Raw genomic sequence first — 20,035 nt, 5'->3', positions numbered from 1 at the left:
TGATAGTCAGCGCCCCCCGCCGTTGTCAAGGGGATTTGAATCGGTGCAGCCGGATGTGCCGGCAACGGGATTGGCGGCACCGCCATTCTTGTTCTTCACTTTCTCCGCGGCCCTGGCGATATGATCCCGTACCCGCTGCAGCAGATGCCGCGCCCAGACGAACTCCGTGGCAAGAATTCCCAAGCCCAGGGGAATCACCACCACCGCCGGCCCCGGCGTCACGATCATAACGATCCCGGCGATCAGCACCGTACCGCCGATGACCGCCACAATCAGACGGCGGGCCTGTTTCAGTGTCCACTGTATCATCCTTCGACCCATGGCTACATAACGTTGTTTTGAACTAAATACTTCAGCTCTCGAAGCGCAGTCAACGGAATTCGCCGAACCCATATTCGCCATGGATTCCGGTTTCCGGATATGCCATGATGCGCCGTAATGTCCGAAAACAGCCCACATAGCGCCCGGCTGCACTACGGCTGGGTGATCATCGTTACCGGCGCCCTGGTGCTTTTTTCCTGCCTGGGACTGGCCCGCTACGCCTATACGATGCTGGTACCGGCCATGCAGAGCGGCCTTGGGTTTTCCTACGATCAAATGGGGTTTATCGGCACCGCCAATTTCAGCGGCTACCTGGTAGCGGTGTTGCTGGCGCCGTCCCTGATCAAACGCTTTCGTCCCCGAGCCGTCATTGTTGCCGGCCTGCTGCTGATCGCCCTCAGTATGGCCGGCATCAGCCACGCCACGCAGTACGAGCGGATTCTGCTGCTGTATGTGCTGACCGGTGCCGGTGGCGGTTTCGCCAACATCCCCCTGATGGCGCTGGTGCCCTGCTGGTTCAGGAGCCGGATGCGGGGACGGGCCGCCGGCCTGATCATCGGCGGCAACGGTATGGCCATCATCTGTGCCGGACTCCTGATACCGGTCCTGAACAGCCGGCTGGGGGCCGACGGCTGGCGGACCGCCTGGAGCCTTTTGGCCGGCGTGACGCTGCTGGTGTCCTGCATCGCCGGGCTGCTGCTGCGCAATCATCCGGCTGAGACCGGAAGCGAAGCCATGGGGGAGGCTGCGGGCCTGCCGGAACAGCCCCCGTACCCCCCGACGGAGCACAGAGGCGACGCCTGGCTGCTGGCACGGCTTGGGCTCCTCTACCTGGCATTCGGCGCCACCTTCATGATCTACGGCACCTTCATCGTCACCACCATGGTGGCGGAACATGGCTTCAGCGAAGCGCAGGCCGGACGTTACTGGTCCTTTGTGGGCCTGTTCAGCGTGTTCTCGGGAGTTGCCTTCGGCGCACTGTCCGACCGCATCGGACGACCACGGGGGCTGGCCCTGGTCTTCCTGGTACAGACCCTGGCTTACCTGCTGGCGGGACGTGCGCCGGGCGCCATCGGCCTGGCCCTCTCCATCGTTCTGTACGGTTCGGCTGTTTTCGCCATTCCGGCCATCATGGCCGCCACGGTGGGGGACTATCTGGGCGCGGCACGGGCCGCCGGCTCCTTTGCCCTGGTAACGGTCTTTTTTGCCGCCGGCCAGACCCTCGGCCCGGCACTGGCCGGCATGATCGGCAAGCAGGCAGGCAGTTTCGCCCCCGCCTACCTGACGGCCGCCGCCACAACCTTTGCCGCTTCCCTGGCCGCACTGCGGTTGCCGCCGCCAAAGCACTGACCAGCCATTGACTTTACATGGCAGGATGATACAAGCTTAAGAGCATTCAGGAGAGCCGACCACCACACTACCTGCCCAACGGGAGAAGCCGTTCCATGCCGACCGATCGCTCTGTACGGAAACTGCTTGCGCAGTGGGGGCTGCTCTGGTCCGTCATCATACTGGCCTCACTACTCTGGAACGAACACCTCAGCCAGCACCGCATCAACGAGTTCGCCCATCACGAAGCCCGCAACACCATTCTCAAGGATCTGACCTTCCGGCGCTGGGTCACCATGCATGGCGGCGTCTACGTCCGCCCCACCGCCCAGACCCCGCCCAACCCCTGGCTGACCGTCCCCAAACGGGATATCGTCACCAGCGACGGCGACCTGCTCACCCTGATGAACCCCGCCTACGTCACCCGCCAGGTCATGGCGATGTACAACGAAACGCACGGCACCAAGGGGCATATCACCAGCCTGCACCTGAAAAATCCCGACAATGCACCCGATGACTGGGAACGGCAGGCCTTGCTCGCGTTTGCAAGCGGCGCCGAGTCGGCTTCGACGACGGTCACCATCAACGGCGCACCGTACTACCGCCTGATCCTGCCGATGAAAATGGAACAGGGCTGCCTGAAATGCCATGCCGACACCGGTATTCCGGTGGGAGGCATCCGCGGCGGTATCAGTACCGCCGTCCCGCTTGCCCCCCACCTGGCGGCCGCATCGCAGAGCGTCAGGGCGATTCGCCTGGCACACGGCGGCATCTGGCTGCTGGGGATGGCATCGATCACCGTGGGCAGTATTCTGTACGACCGCCAGCAGCGCCGGCGGGAAGAGGCGGAAGAACGCCTCCAGGAGACGGCCCTGTTCCTGCGGGAAAGCCAGGCCATCGCCCGGGTGGGGGGGTGGAAATCCAATCCCGACACCGGCGTGCTGCGCTGGACCGACGAACTGTACCAGATGCTGGAGTGCCCCGCGGAGTTCCGGCTTACCCACGAATCAGGCTTTTCCGTCGTCCATCCGGATGACAGGGACCGCATTGACCAGGCACTTGCCGAGTCCTGGAAAAGCGGCAGCGGCTTCAGCCATACCTGCCGGATGACCACGGCGACGGGACGTCAGTTCTGGTGCGACGTACGCTGTCTGGGCCGGGTTGAAAACCACAGCGGCAGCTATCTGGTGGGCACCCTGCAGGATATCACCCACTACAAACAAGCCGAAGAGATGCTGATTACGGCCCGCGATGCGGCGGAAGCCTCCACCCGCACCAAGAACGAACTGCTGGCGGTGATCAGCCACGAACTGCGTACGCCGCTGAACGGCGTTATCGGCGGTGCTCAATTGCTGGATATGACCGAACTCAGCTGCGAACAGCGTGAGTATCTGCGGATGATCGAGCTGTCCGCCGGCAACGAACTGGCACTGGTCAACGATCTGCTGGACCTGGCCAGCCTGGATGCGGCGGACATCAGGACACAGGAGGCACCCTTTGTCCTGCGGGAGAGCATCACCTCCGCCATCGTGCCGCACCGCACCGCCATTGAAGAGCGCGGGCTGGCACTGACCGTCGAACTGGCCGATGGCCTGGGGGCGCGGGTGCTGGGCGACAGCCGGCGACTGACCCAGGTTGTCAGCAACCTGCTGGGTAACGCGGTCAAGTTCACGCACCAGGGCGAAATCGTCCTGCATGCCGCTACCGACGACACCGGCGACGGCGTGGTGACCCTGCGGGTCACGGTCAGCGATACCGGCATCGGCATTGACCAGAAGGACCGGGAGCGGATCTTCGAGCCGTTCGTGCAGGCCGACATGTCCCATACCCGCAGCTACGGCGGCAGCGGTCTGGGACTCTCCATCTGCAACAAGCTGGTACAGCGCATGGGGGGCAGCATCACGCTTGAAAGCGAAGCAGGCAAGGGAAGTCGCTTCACCATCACGCTTCCCTTCAGGGCGGCGCCGCTGGCGGAGGCACCGGCCCCGCCAGCCGGCGATACGACGCCGACGACAGGCGACGGCCGCACCATTCTGATTGCCGAGGACAACCTGATCAACCAGAAGGCAGTCGCCGAAATACTCAAAAAACACGGCTACAGCGTCATCTGCGCCGCCGACGGCAAGGAGGCGCTGGCTTTCTGGATGAAGGGGGGGGTCGACCTGATCCTGATGGATATCCAGATGCCGGTCATGGACGGGATCGAGGCCCTGCAGTTCATCCGCCAGACCGAGCAGCACGCAGCCACCCGCACCCCGGTGGTGGCGCTGACCGCCCATGCCATGCGGGATGATCGGGAACGGCTGCTGCATGCCGGCTTTGACGGCTATCTGGCAAAGCCGGTGGAGATGCAGAGACTGCTGACGGAGCTGGAGCGGATCACCAGCGACCGGAGCAGGGCGGCGGTGTAATGGAGAGCCGATGCTGTACCTTTCACTGATACAGAACATCGCCCTGCTGGTGGCCCTGTCCTTCGTGCACAGCCTGCTGATCCGGAGGATGCGGCAGAACCGGGTCGCCTATCCGTTGATTTCGGGCCTGCTCTTCGGCAGCGTCAGCCTGGTCGGCATGATGACGCCGGTGGTGCTGCAGCCGGGGCTGATCTTTGACGGTCGCTCCATCATTCTGGCGGTGGCCGGCTTTGTCTGCGGCCCGATAACGGCACTGCTCGCCGCCGGCATTGCCGCCGCCTACCGGGGCTGGCTGGGTGGGGTCGGTGCCCCGATGGGGGTGGCGGTCATCGCCGGCTCCGCCGCTCTCGGGGTTGTCTGGCACTATCTGCGCCGACGCAGCACCTGGTGCGCCAGCTTGCCGGGGCTCTATCTGTTCGGCCTGCTGGTGCATCTCTGGATGATCGCCTGCATGATACTCCTGCCCGCCGCCGCCGCCACTCTGGCCCTCTCGAACATCACCCTGCCGGTACTGCTGCTGTACCCCCCCGCCACCCTGCTGGTCTGCCTGCTGTTCCTGCAGATGGAACGGCACATCCGGGCCGAAAAGGCCCTGGAGCTTGAACGGAACCATCTGAAAAGTCTGGTAAGCGCCATTCCCGACCTGCTGTTTGAGATTGACCGCAGCGGCCGTTACCTGCGCTGTTACGCCCGGGATACCGACGCACTGGCGGCCCCGGTGGAAGAGCTGATCGGCAAGCGGGTGCACGACGTGCTCCCCCCCGCAGCGGCCGATGTCTGCATGGATGCCCTGCGCGAGGCTGCTGAAACCGGCTACTCCCGCGGCCGGCAGCTCTGTCTGTCGCTCCCCCGGGGCGATCACTGGTTCGAGTTGTCGGTGGCCCGGGGCACCGCGCAGCAGGAACCGGGACAGCAGTTTGTCGTGCTGTCCCGCGATATCACCGAACGCAAGAACTACGAAGCGGAGCTGGAACGGGCCCGGCAGGCCGCCGAAGTGGCCAGCCGCGCCAAAAGCGAATTCCTGGCCAACATGAGCCACGAAATCCGCACGCCCATGAACGGCATCTTCGGCATGACCCAGCTCCTGCGCTTTACCCCGCTGAATTCGAGGCAGGAGGAGTATCTGCGGAACCTGGAGACCTCCAGCCGCACCCTGCTGGCGCTGCTCAACGACATTCTCGATCTGGCGCGGATCGAGGCCGGCAAGCTCTTCCTGGAGGATGCCTCCTTTTCCATTCGCCGCTGTATCGCCGACGTCATCGAGAAGCAGGCACCCCGCTTGGAGCAGAAACAGTTGCAGCTCAAAACCATTATCGCCGACGACATTCCGGAATTTCTGGTGGGCGACCCGTTGCGGTTTCGCCAGATACTGCTCAACCTGGTGGGCAATGCCGTCAAGTTCACCGAACGCGGCGGCATCGTCGTCACCGCCGAGGCGCTCTCCTTGCAGGAGCGCGGCAGCGTGATCCGCCTGGAGGTGCGGGACACCGGCATCGGCATGTCTCCCGAAACCCTCGGCCGCGCATTTGCTCCCTTTGAGCAGGCCGACACATCGATAACCCGCCCCTACGAGGGAAGCGGATTGGGGCTGGCCATCTGTCGTCGCCTGACCGAACTGATGGGAGGACGGATCTGGGCGGAAAGCACCCTCGGCAAGGGAAGCCGCCTGTATGTCGAACTGCCGTTCAAACTGCCGGCGACAGGGGAGAGCACAGAGCGGGAAACCGGGAAAGCCCCGCCGCCCCCGCCAGCCCCGGCTTCCCAGCCGCGCGACCTCAACATTCTGGTGGCGGAAGACAACGATTTGAACGCCATCACCATCAAGGCGCTGCTGACCAAGGCCGGCCACCGTTCCGAGGTGGTGACAAACGGCAACCACGCCTTGGAAAAGTGGCATACCGGTTCGTGGGACTGCATCATCATGGATATCCAGATGCCGGAAATGGATGGCATCCTGGCCACCGCCGCCATCCGCCGGCAGGAACAGGTTCTGGGAGGACACGTTCCGATCATCGCACTCACGGCCCTGGCCATGAGCGGCGACCGCGACCGGCTGCTGGCCGAAGGCTTTGACGGCTACCTGGCCAAACCGGTGGACCTGCAGACCCTGCGCGACGAAATCGTACGCGTCTCGCGACACCATGCCTGACCGGGCCGACAGCGACAGATGGCTGTTGACAGGACAGCAGGAAAGTCGCTAGGTATGCAGTATGTGACCCGGCCGGTCCCAAAGGAACCGTTCTCCATGCACCTGCTGAAAACACGCACGCCGTCCATCGGCTGGCCCATGGCCGCCTTTTCCACCCTGCTCGCGCTTTGGGCCGGGGAGGCTGTCGCAACGCCGGCTTCCCTCCCGGGCCCTGCCGACGGGCTCCAACTGACGGTCATCCTCGTCTGCGTCGTCATCATCACGCTTCTCGGCGGCTCGATCGTTGTGTTCAAGCGCGTGAACCGCCGCCTGCAGAGCGAAATCAACGAGCGGAAACTGGTGGAAGCCGACCTGGTGGCCCAGCGGGCACACCTGGAAACCCTGTTCGAGTACAACGGAACCGGCAACCTGATCGTCTCCTCCCAGCGGATCATGCTGAAGGTAAATCGCCAGTTTTGCGAGATGTTCGGCTATGAGGAGCCGGAACTGCTGGGACGATCGGTGCGGATGCTGCACCTCGACCAACACCATTACGATGACTGGGCTCCCACCTTCCGGCAGGCCCGGGACGGCATGACCCATTTGAGCGCGGAATACCGGCTGCGCCGCAAGGACGGCAGTATCTTCTGGTGCTTTCTGACCGGTGTCCGGCAACTCCTGCCCGACGGCGAGGCCGGGGTTGTCTGGAGCCTCATCGACATCACCGAACGCAAGCTGCTGGAACTGCGGCGGGAAGAAGACCAGCGCTTTCTGCAGACCATGCTGGACGCCATTCCGGACATGATCTTTTACAAAGACACCGCCAGCATCTTCCTGGGCTGCAACGAGGCCTACGCCAGCCGTTACATCGGTCTCCCCAAGGAGCAGATTATCGGCCGCAGCGACGCCGATGTCGTTCCGGACCGGGACCTGGCCGAGCAGTACCGGGAGTCGGACCGCCAGGTCATGGCGACCGGTACCACCCTGATCGTTGAGCGGCACCTGACGTTGCACAGCGGAGAAAAGGCGGTTGTGGAAGTGCTGAAACGCCCCTTCTACGACTCGTGGGGACAGGTGGGCGGTGTCATCGGCGTGGCGCGGGATATCACGACCCGCAAGCAGGTGGAGGAAAAGCTGCAACAGGCCAAGGAGGCGGCCGAGGCCGCCAACCGTGCCAAGAGCGAGTTCCTGGCCAACATGAGCCACGAAATCCGCACGCCCATGAACGGCGTCATCGGCATGGCCCACCTGCTCCGTACGACCCCGCTCACCCCAGATCAGGAACAGTACCTGAAAAACATCGAGGGCTGCTCCAGCAGCCTGCTGACGCTGATCAGCGACATTCTGGACCTCTCCAAAATCGAGTCGGGCAAAATGGAGCTTGAGCAGGTCAGTTTTTCCCTGCGCAGAACCATCGAGGAACTGCTGGACAGCCAGCAGTTCCATATCCGCCTGAAAAACCTGACCATCGCCACGGAGATTCCGGACAGTGTGCCGGACGTCCTGCTGGGGGATTACCTGCGCACACGCCAGATCCTGCTCAACCTGCTGGGCAATGCCATCAAGTTCACCGAAGAAGGTTCCATCACCATCACCGCCGCCCAGATTTCCTCCGCTCCGGCCGGCACCGTTCTTCGCCTCAGCGTTGCCGATACCGGCATCGGCATGACCCCTGATATCACCGAGCGGATATTCGCTCCCTTCGAGCAGGCCGACAACTCCACCACCCGGCGCTACGGCGGCAGCGGTCTGGGGCTGACCATCTGCCGCCGGCTGGTCGAACTGATGGGGGGCCGGATCTGGGCGGAAAGCCGGCAGGGCATCGGCAGTACCTTCCAGGTGGAGCTCCCCTTCGGACTTCCGTCCGCTGCCGAACAGCCGCTCCCCCCCCCTCGCTCCGAAGTGGCGGAGTCAACGTTGCGCCCCCTGGAAATCCTGCTGGCCGAGGACAACCGGGTCAATGCCGACTTCGTCGCCCGTATTCTGGAACGGCTGGGGCACCGCATCACCGTGGTGGAAAACGGCGCCCGGGCACTGGTGCACCTGGCACGCCACCACTTCGACTGCATCCTGATGGATATCCAGATGCCGGTGATGGGGGGCGACGAGGCGACCCGGATCATTCGGGAGCAGGAGCGCCAGAACGGCGGCCATATTCCGATCATCGCACTCACGGCCCACGCCATGCATGACGAGCGCCTGCGTCTGCTCAGCCAGGGATTCGACGCCCATGTCCCCAAGCCGGTTGAAATCGAGCGGCTGCTGGCGGAACTGACCCGCCTCACCGACGGCCCTGACCCATAACCTCTCCCGCTCTGCCGTACTCCATCGCCGTACCTGCGCCGCTCCACCCCAATTTTCAGACCACGAGGTTTGCATGCCGTTTGAAGGACTGAGAGATTTCGAAATCATGATCGGCATCGCCATCGTTACGGTGGTGCTGTTCCGTCGCCTGAGCCTTCCCTCCATCATCGGCTTCCTGGCTGCCGGCACCCTGGCCGGCCCCCACGCGCTCGGCCTGATCCGCGACACCCACCAGGTGGAGCAGATGGCTGAAATCGGTGTGGTGCTGCTGATGTTCACCATCGGGATTGAATACTCCCTGAAAGAACTGATGCGGATTCGCAAACTGGTCTTCCTGGGGGGAGGCGCGCAACTGCTGCTCACCATCGCCGCGGTTGCCGCCGGCAGCCTGCTCTTCGGCCTCACCTTCAACCAGGCGGTTTTTGCCGGCTTCCTGGTTTCCCTGTCCAGTACCGCTATCCTGATGAAATTGCTGATGGACGCCGGCGAGATGGACACCCCTCACGGCAAAACCGCCCTGGGGGTGCTCATATTTCAGGATCTCTGCGTGGTGCCGCTGATGCTCTTCACCCCCTTTCTGGCCGGCCAGGGTGGCGGCTGGACCGGCATCCTCGTCACCACCGCCAAGGCGCTGGCCGTGGTGGGTGCGGCCCATTTCGGCGCCCGCTTCGCCATCCCCTGGATCTTCAGCCAGGTGGTCAGAACCCGCAGCCGCGAACTGTTCCTGCTCACCATCCTCTTCGTCGGCATGGGAACGGCCTGGCTCACCGCCATGACCGGCCTTTCCATGGCCCTGGGCGCCTTCATCGCCGGCCTGGCCATCTCGGAATCCGAGTACAGCCACCAGGCCCTGGGGGATATCATCCCCTTCCGCGACACCTTCATGAGCCTCTTCTTCATCTCGGTGGGGATGCTGCTGGATCCCACGGTATTCCTGCGCTATCCTCTGCTGCTGGGCGGCATCATCGTGCTGATCCTGCTGATCAAATCAGCCGTTACCGCTGGCTCGGTGATGCTCCTGGGCATCCCGGCCCGGATCGCGGCCGTGGCCGGCATCTCCCTGGCCCAGGTGGGTGAGTTCTCCTTCATCCTGGCCCAGGCCGGGGTGAAAAGCGGCCTGATGCCCCAAGCGGCCTACCAGGTCTTCCTGGCCGCCTCGGTGACCACCATGACGCTCACCCCCTTCATGCTCAACAGTGCCCCCTGGCTGGCCGACCGGATCACCCGCCTGCTTCCCCGCCGGCTGCTGCGGGGCGCAGGCCCCCTGATGGACCGCGAGCGGAAGGCCCGGCTGAGCGACCACGTCATCATCATCGGCTACGGCTTAAACGGCCGCAACCTCTCCAATGTGCTGAAAAGCCAGTCGATCCCCCATATCATCGCCGAGGCCAACCCGTTCACGGTGCGCAGCCAGAAGAAAAAAGGGGTCCACATCATCTTCGGCGACGCCAGCAAGCAGGAAGTACTGGAGCACATGCACGTTCACCAGGCCCGCCTGATGGTGATCGCCATCTCCGACGCTTCCGCCAGCCGTCGGGTGGCGGCGGTGGCCCGCAGCCTCAACCCCCGCCTGCACATCATCGTCCGCACCCGCTACGTGGCCGAGATGGAGCCGCTCTACCAGCTGGGGGTCAACGAGGTGGTGCCGGAAGAGTTCGAGACCTCCATCGAGATCTTTGCCCGGGTGCTGCGCAAATACCTGGTGCCGGAGGATGAGATCGACAGCTGCGTCACCGCCATCCGCGGCGACTCCTACGAGATGTTCCGGGGGATGAGCCGCCGCCACAGCCATGCGGTGGGGATCACCGGCTTTTTGTCCGGCGCCGAGGTGGGGGCCTTCACCGTCAGGCAGGGCGCGGTCATTGAGGGATCGAGTCTGCGGGACGGCGTGCTGAAAACCCGCTCCGGAGCCACAGTACTGGCCATCAAGCGGGGTGAGGAGGTGGCCCCCAATCCGGATCCGCTCTGGCAGCTCCATCAGGGCGACGTGGCGCTGCTGCTGGGAACGCCGGACCAGTTGCGCCACGCCGGACGGCTGTTTGAGGGGAAGGCATGACACCAGCATCCCGTGGCTTTACCGATCATTTCGCGCAGGTGGCCGATCACTACGCCGCCCACCGCCCCACCTATCCGCCGGCCCTGTTCGACTGGCTGTCCGGTCAGGTACCGGTACGCGACCTGGCCTGGGACTGCGCCACCGGCACCGGCCAGGCCGCCGGTGAACTGGCGCGGCGCTTCAACCGGGTGGTGGCCACCGACGCCAGCTCCGGCCAGATTGCCGCCGCCACCCCCTGCGCCGGCGTGGAGTACCGCGCCGCGCCGGCGGAGCAATCGGGGCTGGAAGCCGGTTCGGTGGATCTGATCACCGTGGCCCAGGCCCTGCACTGGTTCGACCTGGACCGGTTCTATGCCGAGGTACGGCGGGTGCTGAAGCCGGGGGGACTGCTGGCGGTCTGGACCTACGGGGTGTTCGGTACCGAGGGGGGAGAGGATACGGCAGCGGTGCAGCAGATGCTGCACACGTTCTATTACGAGACCGTGGGGCCGTATTGGCCGCCGCAGCGGCGGCATGTGGAAAACGGCTACGCCGATCTGGCCTTTCCCTTTGCGCCGGTGACAGTGCCTGCCTTCAGCATGGCCGTGGCGTGGCGTTTGGCCGACCTGGCCGGGTATCTGCGCAGCTGGTCCGCCACGGCCCGCTACCGGGAGCTGCACGGCAGTGACCCGGTGGAGGCGCTTGAACGGGAATTGCGTCCCCTTTGGGGAGCGGGACGGCGACAGGTCGTCTGGCCCCTTGCCATCAGGGCGGGACGGCTTTCCTGAGCTGCGACACGGCTACTCCAGCACCGCCACCGACTTCACCTGGGCCCAGATTTCCTGCCCCGGCTCCAGGGCCAGCGCCGCCACCGAACGCCGGGTGATCCGAGCCAGCAGCACCGAGTGGCCGATGGCCACCCGCACCAAGGCATGGGCCGGGTGATCATCGGGGCCAATCCCCTCTACCCGGCCGGCCAGGGTATTCAGAATGCTGGTCTCCTGCTGCGGCACCCGGCAGAGGCTGACCCCGCTGGACGGCACCCGCAGCCGCACCTGCCTGCCCACGGCAATACCGCGGTCGCGGGTCCAGAGACTGCCGCCGTCGAAGGAGACCTTCACCAGGCTCCATTGCTCATCCCGCTCGGCAACCGTCCCTTCCAGCACCACGGCCCGCTCTTCCCCCAGCCTGACCGGCAGGTCAAGCCGGGCCAGGGTTTCGGCCAGCGGCCCCCGGGCCGTGACCCGGCCAGCCTCCAGCGCCACCAGATGATCGGCCAGCCGGGCCACCTCGTCCGGTGAGTGGGTGACGTACAGCACCGGAATCTCCAGCTCGTCGTGCAGCCGTTCCAGGTAGGGGAGGATCTCCTGCTTGCGGGCCAGATCCAGGGCTGCCAGCGGTTCATCCATCAGCAGGATGCGGGGGCTGACCGCCAGGGCCCGGGCAATACCCACCCGCTGCCGCTCGCCGCCGGAAAGACGATCCGGCTTGCGTTCCAGCAGATGGCCGATTCCCAGCAGTTCAATGGCCTGCTCCAGGCTGACCCTGCGTTCTGCGGCAGGAATCCGCTTCTGGCCGTAGCGCAGGTTCCCCAGCACGGTAAGATGGGGAAAAAGGCTGGCCTCCTGAAAGACATAGCCCAGCGGCCGTTGGTGTACCGGCAGAAACGTGCGTTCATCCTGCCAGATATCCCCCTTGAAGCTCAAACAACCGGTCGTTGCCCGCTCAAGCCCGGCGATGCAGCGCAGCAGCGTGGTCTTGCCGGAGCCGGAATGGCCGAAGATGGCGGTGACGCCGCGGCCCGGCAGCTCCAGATCGAGGTCCAGGCTGAAACCGGGCCAGTCAACCCGAAAACGCGCGGTTATCGTTTCCATCGCTTACCCCTTCTTCCGGCCGGGCCGCCAGGCGTAGAGCGCCAGCAGCACCAGGAAGGAGAAGGCCAGCAGCACCGCCGCCAGGCGGTGGGCCTGCCCGTAGGCCAGGGCCTCCACATGGTCGTAGATCTGCACCGAGGCCACCCGGGTGACGCCGGGAATATTGCCGCCGATCATCAGCACCACCCCGAACTCCCCCACGGTATGGGCAAAGGTGAGGATGGAGGCGGTGAGGTAGCCGGGCAGGGAGAGCGGCAGCACCACGCTGAAAAAGGTGTCCAGCTTTGATGCCCGCAGGGTGGCGGCAACTTCCAGCGGACGGTCACCGATGGCTTCAAAGGCGTTCTGCAGCGGCTGCACCATGAACGGCAGCGAGTAGAAGACCGAGGCCACCACCAGGCCGCCAAAGGTGAACGGCAGCGGCTCCCCCCCCACGGCGCGGGTCAGCCACCCCACCGGGCCGCTGGGCCCCATGGCCAGCAGCAGGTAGAACCCCAGCACCGACGGCGGCAGCACCAGCGGCAGCGCCACCACCGCGCCGACGGGTCCTTTCCAGCGGGAGCGGGTACGGGCCAGCCACCAGGCCACCGGTGTCCCCAGCAGCAGCAGGAGAGCAGTGACCACGGCAGCCAGCCGCACGGTCAGCCAGAGCGACTGGATGTCGGCGGGATCAAGAAACATCAGCACTCCGGTCAGATTTCATAGCCATAGCTACGGATCAGCGCCTTCACCCTATCGGTTTTCAGATAGTCTGCCAACCCCTCGGCAGCCCTGTTGCCCCTTCCCTTCTGCAACAGCACCGCATCCTGGCGGATCGGCTGGTGCAGGGCCCCCGGCACGATCCAGGCGGAACCGCTGGTGATGGTGCCGCCCTGCATCACCTGGGACAAGGCCACAAAGCCCAGGTCGGCGTTGCCGCTGGAGACGAACTGGAAGGTCTGGGCGATATTCTCGCCCTGCACGATTTTTGGCTGCACCGCTGCCATAAGCCCCCGTTTGGTCAGCACCTCGATGGCGGCGGTACCGTAGGGTGCCAGCCTGGGGTTGGCGATGGCAAGCTTGTTGTACGTCCCCGTACGCAGCACCTCCCCCTTCGGGTCCACGAAGCCCGGCCTGGGGGACCAGAGCACCAGGGTGCCGATGGCGTAGGTGAAGCGGCTCCCCGGAACGGTCAGGCCGTCTTTCTCCAACTGGCGCGGCTTCTCATCGTCGGCGGACAGGAAGACCTGGAACGGCGCGCCGTTTTTGATCTGGGCGTAGAACTTGCCCGAAGCGCCGAAGGAGAGCATGACCTTGTGGCCGGTGGCCTTCTCGAAATCAGCGGCGATCTGCTTCATCGGCGCCGTGAAATTGGCGGCAACGGCAACCGTCACCTCCTCGGCCAGGGCGGCACCAGGTACGCCCACCAGGAAACATGCTACCAGCAACCGTCTGAACAGCTTCATGACCTGCTCCTTTCCGGGGCGGTCGTTATGGTGCCATCACCATAACGACCGGCAAAAAAAATCGCTCCTGCCAAACAGCCGTCAGTTCACCCCGATGATCACGCTGGAGGCCTTGAACATTGCACAGGCCTTGCCGCCCACCTTCAGACCGAGCCGGGCGGCGCTGTCATGGGTAATCACGGCGGCTACGGTGTTCTCATTGCCGATCTCCAGATCAACCTCGGTGTTGACCGGCCCTTCGACCACCTTGGTGATGGTGCCGTGGAAGATGTTGCGGGCGCTGACGTTCGCGTCATGCAGGTCGGTGCCGATGATGATGGAGCTGGCCTTGATGATGGCGTAGGCATCCATGCCGACACGCAGCCCCAGATTGTCCACGGCGCCGTTGGTGACGGTGGCCACCAGCGGGATAGCGCCTTTCAGGGTAAGAGTCACTTCGGCATTAACCCCTCCTGTGGTGATGCTGCTGATCTTGCCGGCAAAGGTGTTGCGTGCGCTGACTTTCATGCTGATCCTCCGCAGGAATTGGTACAGGCTGCCGCTGTCTCCCAGCCTCTGTTCCAGGTTGCGCAGAAACGTACCGTGCTCTTCCTGGATGGTTCTGAACTGCTCAACCACCTTCTTGCCCGCAGTGGTCAAGCTGGTGCCGCCCCCCCCCTTGCCGCCGGTCAGCCGTTCCACCAACGGCTTGTCCGCCAGGTTGTTGATGGTGTTGACCTGGTCCCAGGCGGTTTTGTAGCTGATCCCCACCGCCTGTGCCGCCTTGGTGATGGAGCCCAGCTCGTCGATCTTTTCCAGCAGCGCAATACGGTCTGCGCCGAGGAACCTGCTGTCGGCCCGATTCAGCCAAAGGCTGGCGTCAAGGGAGACCTGTTGTTTCGTTCGTGCCATATCCGTGAAACTCCCGACCGGTGCTCAATGTCTGAGCTATCTACCTCTACCCAATCCGTTATGTCAACAGCTATACAACGACAGACAGAAAAAACCCTCAAAAAGTGCACATGATCCGGCGCACCAGGTACTCACCACCGATTACCAGATACTCCCCCTCCCCCTTCAGGAGGCTGGTGGGGAGCAGTTGGTCGAAAAAGAAGATTTTGGTCAGCGGCACCCGGGTGGCCCAGACCGTGGAACCGAACTCCCAGGCTCGCTCCTCCTGGTCGGTGAAGGAGACCAGATTGTTCAGCCGCACGATCTGTTCCCGCTTGCCGATCTGCTCCACCAGATCGTGCTCGGAGGCATCGTGGGTGCCCCGGTACAGGTCAAGCCATGGTTTCGCGCCATGCTCCCGGTGCAGTTCATACTGACAGTACTCGTAGAGCAGGTCGAGCTGGGCGTTGATGGCGTTGGTCCGCTTGCTGCCGCGGGTACGGTCCATGACGTAGCGGTAATGGGCTTCCGAGTCGCTGCCGCTGATCCGGCCGTTGTGAAAGGCCGGCGCAATGCCCATGCGGCTTTCCACCCACCCCTTCAGCACCGCCCCTTCCACGGAATTGCTGTCCATCATCCACCCCTTGAGAAAGCGCAGGTAGCTGTTGCGCAGACTCTTGCGGGCGGTGTCGGTCTGTCCCTGCTCATGGTGCAGGGCGAACTTCACCGACAGGTAGTCGCTGAACACCTGCCCCCGCTCATCACGGTCGGCGATGGTCTCCAGACGGTTGAACAGAAAGCGGTTGGCCCCCCGCACCCCCTGCACCTCCAACGGCTGGGGATGGTCATTGTAGTGCCGCGAGGCAATGACCCAGGGGGGCAGATTGCAGTGGTTGAAGGCGGTGCTCGACATTGAGACGACCCCGTGTCCGATGTTCAACGCAAGGAGATATGTGCGGCGGCGCCGTCCTTGCGACGTAAACCGAGCGACTTAGGAGGCTCGCAATAATAAGTTTGCCAGCCTCCTTAGTACAACTTGACTATTTCGGGCAACACCTGCGCAATCGGCCCGGTAACGGCATGCACCGCGATGCCGATGCGAGCCAGCTCTTCCTGCGGTGCCTCACCGATCATGGCGGTTACCACCACCCGGCAGTCGCCCAGGGCCTCGGCAAAGGCGGCCAGCTGTGCCGGGCGCATACCGTGTCCCGGCTGGCGGTCAACGCATTCCCGCATCTGCTGCACCGTTGCGGCGAACTGGTCCGCCGGCAGATCACGCACGGTCTGCGACCAGGTGCAGTAGGGGGTAACGGCACACTCCCGCAGCAGCTCAACCCTGCCGTCCGCTACTTCAAAGATGAGGAGACGGCCGGCATGGCCGAAGTGCTGATTGACGGTCACGCCGTCTGTCGAGGTTACGGCAATCAGCATGGCAAGCTCCCTATGCCGCAAGCGGGGCAAAGGTGAAACACTTCTTGGAACAGGTCTTGCCGCAGGCCTCACAGCCGATACAGTTGCCGGCGTTTTCCACCTTCATGAACATCTTGGCCGAATCATCCTCGTCCAGCTCCTCAAAGGCCAGCACGTCGTGTGAACAGACCTTGAAACAGCGGCCGCAGCCGATACAGGCCTCTTCGTCGATGGATACGATGAACTGCGGGGTCCACTCCTGCTTGTTTTTGGTTAAGCCGGTGATGTACGCCATGATGCTCTCCTCCTGATGTAGTGGTATCAGTCTTCCTCAAAGGATGCCGAATCCTGTCCTTTGTTCATCGCCTTGCGCAGCCAGGGGGGCGGGTTGCCCTGCAGTACGTCCTGAAGCTTCTCGATGGTCTCCTTGAGACCCGCTTCCACCGTGGTCTTCATGGGATGGATCTTCCGAGCGATCAGCTTGGCAGCGGCAGGGCCGCCGATCTGCATGGTGTAGACGATGGCGCAGTCGGCCAGCAGGGCGGCGCGGGCGGCAATCCGGTCTTCTTCATCACCACCGTGGGCGGTGACCGCCACTGCTTCCACAAAAGCAGCCTCATGGGGCCCGATCTCCCAGATCTGGAATCGCTCGCACTGGCCGAAGTGCTGGTCAATCATCGTGCCATCGGTGGTGGTGAATGCGATCTTCATGGTTTGCCTCTTTCTACCCCCCCTCGATCCCCCCTGGTCAGGGGGAAAGCTCAAAACGTCTTCGCCTCAACTCCCTCCCGGACACGGGAGGGCTGGGGTGGGTTCAGGATGTCAGTTGTGTGCCAGCTTCTGGGCCTCATTGGCATTGGCCTGGAACAGGTTGGCCACCTCAAAGACCAGGTTCATGGTGCCGCGATACCCCACCCACAGCTTCTGGTGCGCCCCCAGCCGGTCAAACACCGGCAGGCCGGTGCGCAGATGGGCGCCGATCTTCAAGGTTGCCGCTGCCTGCCTGCCGTTTGAGTTGGCCACCAGCAGCTCCGCCCCGGTGCCGGCGGTTTCCAGATCTTCCAGATCCCCCGCAAAGACGTTGTCGCAGGGCAGGCTGTCCAGCCCCCTGGTGCGGGTGGCAGCCACGGCAGCCTGTATGGCACAGCCCATGCCGGCCAGGAAGCGGGTCATCCCCTTCAGGTGGTCAGCCTCCAGTGCCAGGGCCACCTTTCGGTTGCCGAACTGATAGTGGGAATCCACCATGGCATCGGCCAGACGGGAACGCCAGCGGCGGTGTTTCTCCGGTATCGGCCTGCCGCTTATGGCAGCCAGCACTGCCATGAACCGGTCGGTTTCCGCCATGCCGGAAAGCGAGGTAAAACCGTAGGCCGGGATGCCGAACTGCTCTTCCATGCCGGCAGCGGCTTTGGCCAGCGAATCCCCCGCATAGAGGGTGGCGCTGCTGCGGCCGGCCAGCCTGATCTTTTCGACACTGATGCCACCGGTTGACAGGGGTGAGACCTCTTCATCGATATGGCCGTCCAGGGCGTTGGCGATGTCGGGGATGCAGAGCACGGAGAGGCCGAAGGATTCGATGATCTCCTTCAACTCCTCGACATCGGCCGGGGTCAACTGCGCTCCCGGCAACAAGTTTACCTGGCCGGGGATCGTCTCACCGGCTTCGGGGATACTGCTCAGGATCGCCTCAACCGCCGCTGCATACCCCTCCTGCAACGAGCCGCAGTAGTCCGGGGTGGAGGCCCAGACCACCGGCACGCCGTCATGCTCCGGATGTTCCGCGCGGAACTGGTGGATGGCGGAGCGGACATCGTCCCCCATGGTCTCGGTCAGGCCGGAGGTCATCACTCCCACCAGCGCAGGATGAAACTTCTCGATCACCCTGGTGATGCCCTGCTTCAGGTTTTCCCAGCCGCCGAAGATGGCGCTGTCCTCGCTCATGGCCGTGGCGTTCAGGGCAATGGATTCCTTGAAGTGCCGCGACAGTTGCAAGCGGATGAAGGTGGAGCAGCCCTGGGCGCCATGCAGCAGGCCCAGCATCTGGTCGATGCCCAGATAGGCCAGGGTCGCCCCCAGTGCCGGGGAGTTCTTCTGCGGATTGACCGTGGCTGCCTTGGTGGGCACGGCAACCCGTGAAGCGGCCAGGTCTTCCGCCAGATAGTCTGCGGCATGGCTGCGGGCCGCCGCTACCAGTGCTGCGCTCTCCGCCTCCCAGGGGGGCGGGCCGTTCAAGAGCGGCCAGATCGGGTTGTTGACCGTCAGGTCGAGCTGCCGGGCAAAGGTGACCATCCCCGCATACCCGGCATAGGGGTGGGACCTGCCGTGATTGATATCCAGAAACGGGGTCTTGGTCTTCAGCGCCAGAAACTTGGTTTTGCCGCCGGCAACGATCAGGTCCGGCATCTTCTCCTTCATCACCCCCAGCAGTCCGGCGGTTGAGGTGTCTTCGATGATCCGGGCATCCTTGTGCATCAACGCCTTCATCCGGTAGAAGTCTTCCAGGGTCGAGTTCTGGGTGCCTGCGGCCAGGATCTCGATCCCCAGTTCCCGCAGGGCGTTGACCATGGACCAGGTCTTGACCCCGCCGGTGAACAGCACGGCCCGTTTGCCTTCCAGACGGGCACGGCAGGGGGCGATCAGCTCTTGGCACCTGCTCTCTTCCTCTTCCAGCACCTGTTCCACCCGGTCCTGCATGATCCGCTTTTCCAGGCCCCCCACGGCATCGTCCAGTTCTCGGGCGATGTTGCGCAACGCCTTGGCCGTGTCGGTCATGCCGTAGAATGATTCTTCCAGATAGGGCATGCCGTAGGTCTTCTGCATCTTCTTGGCCAGGTTGGTCAGGCTTTTGGAGCAGATGATGATATTCAGCTTGGCCCGGTGGGCGTAGCGCAGCTCCTCGAATTTCGCGTCACCGCTGAAGCAGGAAAGGATCTGGATGCCCAGCCGGTCAAACAGCGGCTGCATCCCCCAGAGATCGCCGGCGATGTTGTACTCGCCGATCAGGTTGATCGGATACTCGCCCAGCAGCGGCGGTTCCGCGGTGCCGATCACCTGTTTGAACAGTATTTCGCCCGCCAGGCGGTTGCCGATGTTCTTGTCGCCGATAAAACCGGGGGTGTTGACCGGCACGATCGGGAGGGCAATTTTTTTCTGGGCTGCGCTGCAGACCGCCTCCAGATCGTCGCCGGTCATGGCGGTCACACAGGTGGCGTAGACAAACATCCCCTTTGCCTCCGGATACCGCGCCGCCAGATCAAGAATCGCCCGGTACAGCTTTTTCTCGCCGCCGAAGATCACATCGTTCTGCAGCATTTCCGTGGTAAAACCGCGGCGGTACAGTTGCGAGTCCGACGAGCGCGCTCCCCGGTTATCCCAGGAGTTACCGGCGCAGGCGATGGGGCCGTGCACCAGATGGATCGCATCGGTCACCGGCATCAGCACCACCCGGGCGCCATCGTAGGCGCAGGAGCGTTCGGTCCCCTCGCCAGGCTCCGATTTCTTGCAAAACTTGGGGGCTCCCTTTTCGTGGGTGGCGCAGTCTTCGGTATCGTAATAATCAGGTTTTGCCATGATTGGTCTCGTTTCTCTACGGTGAGCAACCGAGGAACAATGGGGACGGAAACACCTCCCCCCTGCCTGATTACCGCATCATCTCAAAATACCGATCCTCGCAGGTCTCATCCCTGAACTGGAATCGGCATAAAGCTATGGCGCTGTTGCTATGCTTACAGTTTCTCATGCGCTCAATTTATAGCAGGAGCTGTGCCAAACGCCTCTAACCGCGTAACATGCCGTTTATACACATCATATTTTTTTGTCTTTGTTGATTTTACATTGCTTGTGATGGATTTTTATGCAGATGCCTGTCGAAGTTTCAGGGACCGGGCAAAGAGACACTGCACAATGTG

The 20,035-nt window shown here is 63.4% G+C and carries 16 protein-coding genes; 6 read left to right on the top strand and 10 right to left on the bottom strand.

Annotation, left to right across the window (positions count from 1 at the left end; translation table 11 throughout):
* Window positions 1-6 precede the first annotated feature (6 nt).
* Complete coding sequence (locus tag RAK07_RS00370) at window positions 7-309, bottom strand: PGPGW domain-containing protein (RefSeq protein WP_305730877.1); 303 nt, start codon at window positions 307-309, stop codon at window positions 7-9.
* Window positions 310-438: 129 nt separating this feature from the next.
* Here RAK07_RS00370 and RAK07_RS00365 point away from each other — a divergent pair, with 129 nt between their 5' ends.
* The 6 genes from RAK07_RS00365 (at window position 439) to RAK07_RS00340 (ending at window position 11,316) form a co-directional block, all read left to right on the top strand.
* A complete protein-coding gene (locus tag RAK07_RS00365; RefSeq protein WP_305730876.1) occupies window positions 439-1,671 on the top strand; it encodes an MFS transporter in 1,233 nt (410 codons plus the stop codon).
* A 95-nt stretch (window positions 1,672-1,766) separates the two neighbouring features.
* A complete protein-coding gene (locus tag RAK07_RS00360) occupies window positions 1,767-4,061 on the top strand; it encodes an ATP-binding protein (protein ID WP_305730875.1) in 2,295 nt (764 codons plus the stop codon).
* 10 nt (window positions 4,062-4,071) lie between these two features.
* Window positions 4,072-6,210 carry an ATP-binding protein gene (locus RAK07_RS00355; RefSeq protein WP_305730874.1) on the top strand — a complete coding sequence of 713 codons (2,139 nt, stop codon included), beginning with the start codon at window positions 4,072-4,074 and terminating at the stop codon, window positions 6,208-6,210.
* A gap of 96 nt (window positions 6,211-6,306) precedes the next feature.
* Entirely contained in the window at window positions 6,307-8,493 is a 2,187-nt protein-coding gene (locus RAK07_RS00350) for a PAS domain-containing sensor histidine kinase (RefSeq protein ID WP_305730873.1), read from the top strand.
* Between the two features lie 73 nt (window positions 8,494-8,566).
* Window positions 8,567-10,549, top strand: coding sequence for a monovalent cation:proton antiporter family protein (locus RAK07_RS00345; RefSeq protein ID WP_305730872.1), 1,983 nt, complete (start codon window positions 8,567-8,569; stop codon window positions 10,547-10,549).
* Window positions 10,546-11,316 carry a class I SAM-dependent methyltransferase gene (locus RAK07_RS00340; protein ID WP_305730871.1) on the top strand — a complete coding sequence of 257 codons (771 nt, stop codon included), beginning with the start codon at window positions 10,546-10,548 and terminating at the stop codon, window positions 11,314-11,316. The genes RAK07_RS00345 and RAK07_RS00340 overlap by 4 nt, the downstream gene beginning before the upstream one ends.
* 12 nt (window positions 11,317-11,328) lie before the next feature.
* Here the strand turns inward: RAK07_RS00340 and modC are convergent, their stop codons facing one another.
* From modC to RAK07_RS00295, 9 genes are all read right to left on the bottom strand, one after another.
* Window positions 11,329-12,402 (bottom strand): molybdenum ABC transporter ATP-binding protein, encoded by a 1,074-nt coding sequence (modC, locus tag RAK07_RS00335; RefSeq protein WP_305730870.1) that lies wholly within the window; start codon window positions 12,400-12,402, stop codon window positions 11,329-11,331.
* Window positions 12,403-12,405: 3 nt separating this feature from the next.
* A complete protein-coding gene (modB, locus tag RAK07_RS00330; RefSeq protein ID WP_305730869.1) occupies window positions 12,406-13,083 on the bottom strand; it encodes a molybdate ABC transporter permease subunit in 678 nt (225 codons plus the stop codon).
* 11 nt (window positions 13,084-13,094) lie between these two features.
* Window positions 13,095-13,847: a molybdate ABC transporter substrate-binding protein gene (modA, locus tag RAK07_RS00325; protein WP_305730868.1), complete on the bottom strand. Its 753-nt coding sequence runs from the start codon at window positions 13,845-13,847 to the stop codon at window positions 13,095-13,097.
* Between the two features lie 81 nt (window positions 13,848-13,928).
* A complete protein-coding gene (locus RAK07_RS00320; protein ID WP_305730867.1) occupies window positions 13,929-14,738 on the bottom strand; it encodes a TOBE domain-containing protein in 810 nt (269 codons plus the stop codon).
* Window positions 14,739-14,835: 97 nt separating this feature from the next.
* Complete coding sequence (locus tag RAK07_RS00315; protein WP_305730866.1) at window positions 14,836-15,630, bottom strand: NAD(+)--dinitrogen-reductase ADP-D-ribosyltransferase; 795 nt, start codon at window positions 15,628-15,630, stop codon at window positions 14,836-14,838.
* 113 nt (window positions 15,631-15,743) lie between these two features.
* Window positions 15,744-16,148 (bottom strand): NifB/NifX family molybdenum-iron cluster-binding protein, encoded by a 405-nt coding sequence (locus tag RAK07_RS00310; protein WP_305730865.1) that lies wholly within the window; start codon window positions 16,146-16,148, stop codon window positions 15,744-15,746.
* 10 nt (window positions 16,149-16,158) lie between these two features.
* Complete coding sequence (fdxB, locus tag RAK07_RS00305) at window positions 16,159-16,422, bottom strand: ferredoxin III, nif-specific (RefSeq protein WP_305730864.1); 264 nt, start codon at window positions 16,420-16,422, stop codon at window positions 16,159-16,161.
* Window positions 16,423-16,448: 26 nt separating this feature from the next.
* Window positions 16,449-16,838, bottom strand: coding sequence for a nitrogen fixation protein NifX (gene nifX / locus RAK07_RS00300; protein ID WP_305730863.1), 390 nt, complete (start codon window positions 16,836-16,838; stop codon window positions 16,449-16,451).
* Between the two features lie 111 nt (window positions 16,839-16,949).
* Entirely contained in the window at window positions 16,950-19,697 is a 2,748-nt protein-coding gene (locus RAK07_RS00295; protein WP_305730862.1) for a bifunctional nitrogenase iron-molybdenum cofactor biosynthesis protein NifEN, read from the bottom strand.
* Window positions 19,698-20,035 lie beyond the last annotated feature (338 nt).

This window comes from Trichlorobacter ammonificans, from assembly GCF_933509905.1.
In the GTDB taxonomy this organism is placed as follows: domain Bacteria; phylum Desulfobacterota; class Desulfuromonadia; order Geobacterales; family Pseudopelobacteraceae; genus Trichlorobacter; species Trichlorobacter ammonificans.
Note: the sequence above shows the minus strand (reverse complement) of the source record. Positions and strands in the feature narration are given on the sequence as shown.

What these genes read in the sequence shown, in the direction of transcription:
- RAK07_RS00370 (WP_305730877.1), bottom strand. Translation starts at nt 309, where the DNA reads ATGATACAGTGGACACTGAAACAGGCCCGCCGTCTGATTGTGGCGGTC.
- RAK07_RS00365 (WP_305730876.1), top strand. Translation starts at nt 439, where the DNA reads ATGTCCGAAAACAGCCCACATAGCGCCCGGCTGCACTACGGCTGGGTG.
- RAK07_RS00360 (WP_305730875.1), top strand. Translation starts at nt 1,767, where the DNA reads ATGCCGACCGATCGCTCTGTACGGAAACTGCTTGCGCAGTGGGGGCTG.
- RAK07_RS00355 (WP_305730874.1), top strand. Translation starts at nt 4,072, where the DNA reads ATGCTGTACCTTTCACTGATACAGAACATCGCCCTGCTGGTGGCCCTG.
- RAK07_RS00350 (WP_305730873.1), top strand. Translation starts at nt 6,307, where the DNA reads ATGCACCTGCTGAAAACACGCACGCCGTCCATCGGCTGGCCCATGGCC.
- RAK07_RS00345 (WP_305730872.1), top strand. Translation starts at nt 8,567, where the DNA reads ATGCCGTTTGAAGGACTGAGAGATTTCGAAATCATGATCGGCATCGCC.
- RAK07_RS00340 (WP_305730871.1), top strand. Translation starts at nt 10,546, where the DNA reads ATGACACCAGCATCCCGTGGCTTTACCGATCATTTCGCGCAGGTGGCC.
- modC (WP_305730870.1), bottom strand. Translation starts at nt 12,402, where the DNA reads ATGGAAACGATAACCGCGCGTTTTCGGGTTGACTGGCCCGGTTTCAGC.
- modB (WP_305730869.1), bottom strand. Translation starts at nt 13,083, where the DNA reads ATGTTTCTTGATCCCGCCGACATCCAGTCGCTCTGGCTGACCGTGCGG.
- modA (WP_305730868.1), bottom strand. Translation starts at nt 13,847, where the DNA reads ATGAAGCTGTTCAGACGGTTGCTGGTAGCATGTTTCCTGGTGGGCGTA.
- RAK07_RS00320 (WP_305730867.1), bottom strand. Translation starts at nt 14,738, where the DNA reads ATGGCACGAACGAAACAACAGGTCTCCCTTGACGCCAGCCTTTGGCTG.
- RAK07_RS00315 (WP_305730866.1), bottom strand. Translation starts at nt 15,630, where the DNA reads ATGTCGAGCACCGCCTTCAACCACTGCAATCTGCCCCCCTGGGTCATT.
- RAK07_RS00310 (WP_305730865.1), bottom strand. Translation starts at nt 16,148, where the DNA reads ATGCTGATTGCCGTAACCTCGACAGACGGCGTGACCGTCAATCAGCAC.
- fdxB (WP_305730864.1), bottom strand. Translation starts at nt 16,422, where the DNA reads ATGGCGTACATCACCGGCTTAACCAAAAACAAGCAGGAGTGGACCCCG.
- nifX (WP_305730863.1), bottom strand. Translation starts at nt 16,838, where the DNA reads ATGAAGATCGCATTCACCACCACCGATGGCACGATGATTGACCAGCAC.
- RAK07_RS00295 (WP_305730862.1), bottom strand. Translation starts at nt 19,697, where the DNA reads ATGGCAAAACCTGATTATTACGATACCGAAGACTGCGCCACCCACGAA.